Source organism: Bradyrhizobium sp. PRIMUS42, assembly GCF_023006515.1.
Taxonomy (GTDB): Bacteria; Pseudomonadota; Alphaproteobacteria; order Rhizobiales; family Xanthobacteraceae; genus Bradyrhizobium.
This window is the reverse complement of the sequence record NZ_JALBGZ010000279.1, coordinates 1-7,516: the sequence shown is the minus strand read 5'-3', so window position 1 is coordinate 7,516 and position 7,516 is coordinate 1. Positions and strand designations below refer to the sequence as shown.

Here is a 7,516-nt window from a genome sequence, read left to right as displayed (position 1 = left end):
GACCGCCTGGTGGTCGGCGGCGATTCCGCCGGTGCGACGCTCGCTGCGATCGTGTGCCAGGAGGCGGCGCAAACCGCTGGCCTGGCCATCGCCGCGCAATGCCTGATCTGCCCCGTGCTGGATTTCGAGGAAACCTCGCCCTCACGCGAGGCCTTTGCCGAGGGCCATCTGATCGATCGCGTCACCATCGAGGCCGATCTTTCCGACTATCTGCCTGACGGCGTCGACACCGCCGACCCCCGCGTTTCCCCCTTGCGCGCAACACGCCTCACCGGCCTGCCGACCGCGATCATCCACACGGCTGAGTACGATCCGATGCGCGATGAAGGCAATGCCTATGCCCGCAAGCTGCTCGCTGCTGGCGTCGCCGTCGAGCATGTCTGCCACGACGGCATGGTTCACAATTTCCACGCCATGGGCGCGATCCTGCCGCAGGCGCAGCTCCTGCTGTCGCAGATCGGCGAGCAGGTGCGGCGAGCGGTGGGGAAGTAGCGCGGATCACACCCGCGCGTCGAGGACAGCCCTGGCGGCCACGACGTATTCAGGCCAATGTGCATCCGCATAACTTTCGGCCTGCCTTGCGCAGGTGACGTCGGGCGCATGCGCAGCCGCAATGGTGCGCGCGAAGCGCTCCTCGGCGACCGTCACGTCGTCAGGCGCGGACGTCCGTATGGCGGCAGCCACGGCCGTCGGAGCAACAGCGAGCCCCGCCAGACCAGTGAGCAGAATGCGGCGTGACGTGTTCATGGCTGTCGTCCTTCCATTGTCTCGCCTGCACCCCGGCCGGCGTGTGTGTGTCGGTGCAATCACCACAAGGTAGCCGCCCACGTCCGTGCAGTCCACCGCTTGCAATAGCGCTTGACCGCACCAACGATCACGTTCCATCTAGAAAGAATTCCGTCACCAAATCGCCGCGTCGGATTGTCTCGTGCTCGATCATAGCCCCTTGCATCGCCAGGCTCTGCGCGCTGCCGCGATGGGGCTGCTTTGTCTGACGATCTCGGCCGGCGCCGCCTTCGCTGCCGACGACGCACCGGCAAAGCCGGCCGCACCAAACATCTATCTCGATCTCCGTACGATCTATGCGACGATTCCGGCGGGCACGCTCGGGCTGGGCTTCGGGAACACGTCATTGTCGGCCGCATTCGAGGCGCTGGCGGCGCGCCGGGGCGCAAGCTTGCCGAACGGATTGCCGGCCGCGAAATCGATCGCCGTCGATCTGCCGCTGACGGTGGACGTCAGCGATCGCGTCTCGCTCTATGGCGGTGTGTCGGGCTCGACGACCGACATCGGCGGCGGCTGGTCAGCGTTCGACATCACGAGCTGGAACATCGGCGTGCAGGCCGACCTCCATCAGCAGAACGGCGGCAAGATCCCGACCATCACGCTGCAATCGACGCTGACCCAATCGGTGCCGAACGAGCAGGGCATGACGAATTCGTTCAACAACATCCTGGAATTCGACTACGCGCTCGACGAGGACGAGACGCGGGGCTGGCTGGCCGGCGTGCAATATACCCACACCGACATCGCCAGCCAGCTCGCCAGCATCCGGCCGAACACGATCCTCTATGCCGGCGGCTATTACCAATGGCCGAGCAACTGGAAGTTCACCGGGCGCCTTGGCATGCAGTCGTTCGGCGGCGCGCAGCTCGCCGGCCGGACCTTGGCGGCGTCCTTCACCCAGCCGATCCTGCGGCTCGACCTCGACCGCATGGACGACAACGACAACCGCCTGTTCGGCATCACCGCGCAGATCGCGTGGACGCCGAAGCCGGCCTACCAGGTGACGCTGCGGACACCGCTCTACGCCATCCGCAACTAGTGCGGCCAATGTCACCCCACCTCGCTCGTCAACCAATCGTTAATCCTCATCCAAAATCACTGATCGCGTTACATCGCCGCAAGGAACCTTGAGCGAGACTGGACCGGCTGTTTGGTGTCGTGTTCGTCCCGTCGTTTTCGCTTTGGAGGCTGCGAATGTCCCGCTTGGTTCCGGAACGGACGTTCCTTGCTGGGAAGATCTTTTTCAATTTCGGCCAGTCTTCGATCGACTGCGTCGTGCGCCGCCTGACCGAAGACGCCGCGACGCTCGAGATGGAGAGCGGCCTCGGCGTGCCCGAGCGTTTCCAGCTCAGGCTCGCGGGGCGCGAGATCCTGACCTGCCGCGTGATCTGGCGATCGGATCGTCAGGTCGGGATCGCCTTCGAGCAGCCAGGCAGCGTCGAGCGAGCGGTCGGCGAGGAGCGGGAACGCTCGTCCGACGCGCTGATGCGCAGCCAGATGCTGGCGCTGCGCGCGGCGCTCGATCACGTGCCGACCGGCATCGTGCTGCTCGACTCCAGTCTCAGGGCGCGCCTGATCAACCGGTCGTTCCGCAAGATGTGGCGCCTGCCTGACGAGGTTGCCGACAGCAATCCATCCATCCTCACGCTGCTCCATCACGGCCGTGACACCGGCGCCTATGAAGTGCCCGACCCCGAGCTCGATGCTCTGGTGGCGGAACGCGTCCGTGTGATCGAGGCGGGTGATCCGACGCCGATTGATCTGCGCCGGACCAATGGTGATGTCGTGCGTGTCCAGGTCACGCCCTTGCCCGATGGCGGGCGCATGCTGACCTATACGCCCGTCACGGACATCGTGCGCGCCTCCGACGAGCTGAAGCTGCTGCGGGATGCGCTCGAGAATGTCCAGGATGGTGTGCTCCTTCTCGACTCCGACCTGCACGCCACCTTCATGAACCGGCGTATGCGACGCTTCTGGGAGGTCAGCGAAGACGAGGCCGCGAGCCGGCCGGCCTATTCGTCGCTCGTGCGGCGCTTGCATCGCGCCAGCGCGCCCAATCTACCGACGAACGAGATCGCGCGATTTCCGGCGCGGCGCGTCGAAGAGGTCACGGCTGGCGACCATGTGCGCGACCTGCAGACGCCGGACGGACGGCGCATCAGGGCCCATTGCACCACCATGTCGAATGGCGGCCGCATGCTGACCTATATCGACATCACCGACCTGACGCAAAAAGCCGCGATGCTGGAGACGCTCGCCACCACCGATTCGCTCACCGGCCTTTACAACCGCCGCCACTTCCTCGAGAGCCTCGAGGCCGAGTGGAGCCGGTTTCAGCGCTATTATCGCTCCGTCTCCGTGCTGATGCTCGACATCGACCACTTCAAGTCGGTCAACGATCGCTACGGCCATGCCGTGGGTGACGCCGCGATCAGAGCGGTTGCCGCCGCGTGTCTCGACGGCAAGCGCAAATCGGACATCGTCGGCCGCCTCGGCGGCGAGGAGTTCGCCGTTCTCCTGCCCGAGACCAGCCTGTCGCGGGCGAGGACTGTCGCCGACCGCATCCGCAAGCGCGTGATGAGCGCGCAGATCGTTGCCGGCGAGATTGAGTTCGGCGTCACCGTGAGCATCGGCATCGCGGAGGCCACCGTCAGCATGTCCGGCATCGACGCGATGATGGGCGCGGCCGATCACGCGCTCTACCAGGCCAAGGCCGAAGGCCGCAACCGCTGTATCGCCTTCGCGCCTCCGCCGCCTGCAAGCAAAGCGGCGGAGTGATAGAAGCAACCAGCTCTCAGTCCGGCACCGGCACGTCGAACGTGTTCAGCGTGACCGAGACCATGCAGTAGACGCCGACCAGATACGACAGCTCGGCAGCGCCATGCTCGCCGAACTCCTTCACCGCGGCGCGCCAGGTCAATTCCGGCAGCACACCGCCGCCCACGAGCGCGGATGCGAGGTCATAGGCGACGGCCTCCTGTTTGGTGAGATCGACCGGCCGCTGTCCGGCGACGATCGTCGCGAGCTTCTCGTCGGACAGGCCACGCTGCTCTGCGACCAGCACATGGGCATAGAGCTCGTAGCCGGAACGGAAATGAGAGCCGGTGACGAGGATGGCGACCTCGCGCACCGGCGCGGGCAGCAGCGGGTTCGACGCGATCGCCTTGACCAGCTCCCACACCGGCTTGCCGAAGCGCGGCTCGCGGAGCCAGGGATTCCAGGGCCCGAGCAGCGCGCCGTCGTCGCGCATGTTCACAAAGCCCTTGAAGTGGTCCTTGATGCCGGCTTGCATGTCGTCATAGAGCGGCTTCTGTTCGGCGGACAGATCCTTGGGATCGAGAATGGGAAGGCGCACGGCGGGATCTCCTCGTTGAGAAGACGGGACGGTCGCCTGCACAGGCATGCAAGGCAAGTGAAGTTGCCGTGACATCGCACGCCGGGCGGGCGTTCTCATAATTTGGATTATGTCTCCTCGGAGCGTCGTGCGCTCTGGGGATTTGCGACGTCATCGATGGCAAACGTCAGCGGCTCGCCCGTCGCGAGGAATGACGACAGCGCCTCCTCGAACGGCGCCGGATCGAGGCCGCGTGCCTTTAGCCATTCGGGCTCATAATAGGTCTGACGATAGCGCTCGCCGGAATCGCAGATCAGCGTCACCAGCGATCCTGTCTGGCCTGCCTTGCGCATCTCCGAGGCAAGGCGGCACAGGGCCAGGAAATTGGTGCCGGTGGATCCGCCGACGGTGCGGCGCAGCCGGCGCGACAGCACGTTCATCGCCGCGATCGTGGCCGCATCCGGGATTTTCATCATGCGGTCGACCACACCCGGCACGAAGGAAGGCTCGCAGCGCGGCCGGCCGACGCCCTCGATCAGCGACGGGCGCTCGCACACATGAGAGCGGTCCTGCGTCCGGAAGCAGTCGAAGAAAGCGGAGTGCTCGACATCTGCGACGCACAGCCGTGTCGGATGCTGCCGATAGCGCAGATAGCGCCCGATGGTGGCCGAGGTGCCGCCGGTGCCGGCGCCCATCACGATCCAGTCCGGCAACGGGCGCGGCTCGCCCTGCAACTGCGTGAAGATCGATTCGGCGATGTTGTTGTTGCCGCGCCAGTCCGTCGCGCGCTCGGCGAAGGTGAACTGGTCCATGTAGTGACCGTTCAGGCGCGAGGCGAGTGCAGCGGCTTCCGCATACAGCGCGCGGCCATCGTCGATCAGGTGGCAATTGCCGCCATAATGCTCGATCGCGGCGATCTTCTCCGCCGACGTCGTGCGCGGCATCACGGCGTAGAAGGGGACGCCGATCATCTGCGCGAAATAGGCCTCCGACACCGCGGTCGATCCCGACGAGGCCTCGACCACCGGCGTGCCTTCGCGGATGTGGCCGTTGCAGAGCGCGTAGAGAAACAGCGAGCGCGCGAGGCGATGCTTCAGGCTGCCGGTCGGATGGGTCGACTCATCCTTCAGATAGATGTCGATGCCTGATAGCGCCGGCACGATCAGCCGGATCAGATGCGTATCGGCGGTGCGGCACTGGTCGGCCTCGATCGCGGCCACGGCCTCATCGACCCAGCCGCGGCGATAGGCCGGCCCGGCCGGATCATGGTGGCGGAAGGGAGGCGGCTCCATCGGCATGACCAGGCGATTCCTTGAAAACTGACGTCCATCTAGCACGAGGGCGCATCGTGCAGCCCGCTCAAAATTCCAGCGGCGCGTTGTCGACGACCTCCTTCATCACGAAGAAGGTCCGGGTCTGGCGCACGCCGGGCAGCGCGATGAGCTGCTCGCCGTGGATACGGTTGAAATCCTCCATGTCGCCGACGCGGATCTTCAGGAAATAGTCGAAGTCGCCGGCGACGAGATGGCAGTCGAGCACGAATTTCAGCTTGGCGATCGCCTGCTCGAAGGTGGCGAAGCTCTCCGGCGTCGAGCGGTCGAGCACGACGCCGACCATCACCAGCGTGCCCTTGGCCACCTTCTTCGGCGCAACCATGGCGCGAACGGTGGCGATGAAGCCGTCCTCGAACAGCCGCTGGGTCCGGCGATGGCAGGTGGCGGGGCTGATCGCGACTGATACGGCCAGCTCGGCATTGCTGAGCCGACCGTTATTCTGGAGCAATCTCAGGATCTTAAGGTCAGTTCGGTCGAGTCGAGCGGCCACGAAAGAAACTTCCATAGAAATACGATTTTATGGAAGAATTATTAGCAGATTTCGCAATTTTCGCAAGAACGCGAGCAATATAGGCGCAATATTCGAGAGCACATTTTCCTGGAGTGATGTTAGGCAGCGGCGGACATCAACGCCAATCGGGATGCCCCATGAAGCTGGACAAATTTCCGCGCTATCCGCTGACTTTCGGCCCGACGCCCATCGAGAAGCTGGATCGGCTGTCAAAACATCTCGGCGGCAATGTCGAGGTCTATGCCAAGCGCGAGGACTGCAATTCGGGCCTTGCCTATGGCGGCAACAAGCTGCGCAAGCTCGAATACATCATCCCCGACGCGATCGCCTCCAACGCCGACACGCTGGTCTCGATCGGCGGCGTGCAGTCCAACCACACCCGCATGATCGCGGCGGTCGCGGCCAAGATCGGCATGAAGTGCCGCCTGGTGCAGGAAGCCTGGGTGCCGCACGAGGACGCCGTCTATGACCGCGTCGGCAACATCATGCTCTCACGCATCATGGGCGCCGATGTGCGCCTGGTCGACGACGGCTTCGACATCGGCATCCGCAAGAGCTGGGAGCAGGCGATCGAGGAAGTGAAGGCCGCGGGCGGCAAGCCTTACGCCATTCCCGCCGGCGCCTCCGTGCACAAGTTCGGCGGGCTCGGCTATGTCGGCTTCGCCGAAGAGGTGCGCAAGCAGGAGAAAGAGCTCGGCTTCAAGTTCGACTACATCATCGTCTGCACGGTGACCGGCTCCACCCATGCCGGCATGCTGGTCGGCTTCGCGGACGATGGCCGCGCCCGCAAGGTGATCGGCATCGACGCGTCCTTCACGCCCGCACAGACCAAGTCGCAGGTGCTCGAGATCGCGAAGAACACGGCTGAACTCGTCGAGCTCGGCAAGGACCTCGTCGCTGACGACGTCGTGCTGATCGAGGATTACGCCTATCCCGCCTACGGCGTGCCGTCGGAAGAGACCAAGGAAGCCATCCGCCTCAGCGCGCGTCTCGAAGGCATGATCACCGACCCCGTCTACGAGGGCAAGTCGATGCAGGGCCTGATCGACCTCGCGCAGAAGGGCTATTTCGAGAAGGGCGCGAAGATTCTGTACGCCCATCTCGGCGGCGCGCCCGCGCTGAACGGGTACGCTTATGCGTTCCGGAACGGCTGAGAGCTCCAACTCGCACCTCCCCACCGCGGTCGTCCCGGGCAAGCGTCAGCGCAGACCCGGGACCCAAAACCACAGGGAGATGTTTGGCGAAGAACGTCTCCTCCCCTGCCTCAAGATAGATCACGCGGTATGGATCCCGGATCTGCGCGCGCCTTGTGCACGCTTGTCCGGGATGACGAGGTCTACCGCGTCCTGACGATCTGCAGCAGCTCGTCGCCGTAATGCTCGAGCTTCTTGTCGCCGATGCCGGGCACGTTGCGGAGTTCATCGAGTGTCGTCGGCCAGGCCCGGACGATGCCGTCGATGGTGGCATCGTGCAGCACGACATAGGCCGGCACGCCGCGTTCGCGGGCGATGTCCGAGCGCCAGGACCGCAGCCGCGCGCGCAGTTCCGGAT

9 protein-coding genes are annotated in these 7,516 nt (G+C 64.7%); 4 read left to right on the top strand and 5 right to left on the bottom strand.

What is annotated here, in order from left to right:
- Positions 1–492, top strand: a 492-nt coding sequence (locus tag MOV75_RS20515; protein ID WP_247006488.1) for an alpha/beta hydrolase, incomplete at its 5' end; no start/stop codon positions are given.
- Positions 493–498: 6 nt separating this feature from the next.
- Here MOV75_RS20515 and MOV75_RS20510 read toward each other — a convergent pair.
- Positions 499–747, bottom strand: coding sequence for a hypothetical protein (locus MOV75_RS20510; RefSeq protein WP_246929242.1), 249 nt, complete (start codon positions 745–747; stop codon positions 499–501).
- A gap of 214 nt (positions 748–961) precedes the next feature.
- Here MOV75_RS20510 and MOV75_RS20505 point away from each other — a divergent pair, with 214 nt between their 5' ends.
- The gene (locus MOV75_RS20505) at positions 962–1,825 is read left to right on the top strand and encodes a hypothetical protein (RefSeq protein ID WP_246929245.1); all 864 of its coding nucleotides are present in this window, start codon (positions 962–964) and stop codon (positions 1,823–1,825) included.
- A 155-nt stretch (positions 1,826–1,980) separates the two neighbouring features.
- Positions 1,981–3,564: a sensor domain-containing diguanylate cyclase gene (locus tag MOV75_RS20500; protein WP_246929241.1), complete on the top strand. Its 1,584-nt coding sequence runs from the start codon at positions 1,981–1,983 to the stop codon at positions 3,562–3,564.
- 16 nt (positions 3,565–3,580) lie between these two features.
- Here the strand turns inward: MOV75_RS20500 and MOV75_RS20495 are convergent, their stop codons facing one another.
- The 3 genes from MOV75_RS20495 to MOV75_RS20485 form a co-directional block, all read right to left on the bottom strand.
- A complete protein-coding gene (locus tag MOV75_RS20495; RefSeq protein WP_246929240.1) occupies positions 3,581–4,141 on the bottom strand; it encodes a carboxymuconolactone decarboxylase family protein in 561 nt (186 codons plus the stop codon).
- A gap of 107 nt (positions 4,142–4,248) precedes the next feature.
- Positions 4,249–5,412, bottom strand: coding sequence for a PLP-dependent cysteine synthase family protein (locus MOV75_RS20490; protein ID WP_246929244.1), 1,164 nt, complete (start codon positions 5,410–5,412; stop codon positions 4,249–4,251).
- Positions 5,413–5,479: 67 nt separating this feature from the next.
- Positions 5,480–5,944, bottom strand: a complete 465-nt coding sequence (locus tag MOV75_RS20485; RefSeq protein WP_246929239.1) for an Lrp/AsnC family transcriptional regulator — start codon at positions 5,942–5,944, stop codon at positions 5,480–5,482.
- Positions 5,945–6,102: 158 nt separating this feature from the next.
- Here MOV75_RS20485 and MOV75_RS20480 point away from each other — a divergent pair, with 158 nt between their 5' ends.
- The gene (locus tag MOV75_RS20480; protein WP_246929238.1) at positions 6,103–7,119 is read left to right on the top strand and encodes a 1-aminocyclopropane-1-carboxylate deaminase; all 1,017 of its coding nucleotides are present in this window, start codon (positions 6,103–6,105) and stop codon (positions 7,117–7,119) included.
- 182 nt (positions 7,120–7,301) lie between these two features.
- Here the strand turns inward: MOV75_RS20480 and MOV75_RS20475 are convergent.
- The coding region (locus MOV75_RS20475) for an HRDC domain-containing protein (RefSeq protein ID WP_247006486.1) at positions 7,302–7,516 on the bottom strand (215 nt) is incomplete at its 5' end.

Coding starts and splice junctions, on each gene's coding strand:
- MOV75_RS20480 (WP_246929238.1), top strand. CDS start 6,103: ATGAAGCTGGACAAATTTCCGCGCTATCCGCTGACTTTCGGCCCGACG.
- MOV75_RS20510 (WP_246929242.1), bottom strand. CDS start 747: ATGAACACGTCACGCCGCATTCTGCTCACTGGTCTGGCGGGGCTCGCT.
- MOV75_RS20490 (WP_246929244.1), bottom strand. CDS start 5,412: ATGGAGCCGCCTCCCTTCCGCCACCATGATCCGGCCGGGCCGGCCTAT.
- MOV75_RS20500 (WP_246929241.1), top strand. CDS start 1,981: ATGTCCCGCTTGGTTCCGGAACGGACGTTCCTTGCTGGGAAGATCTTT.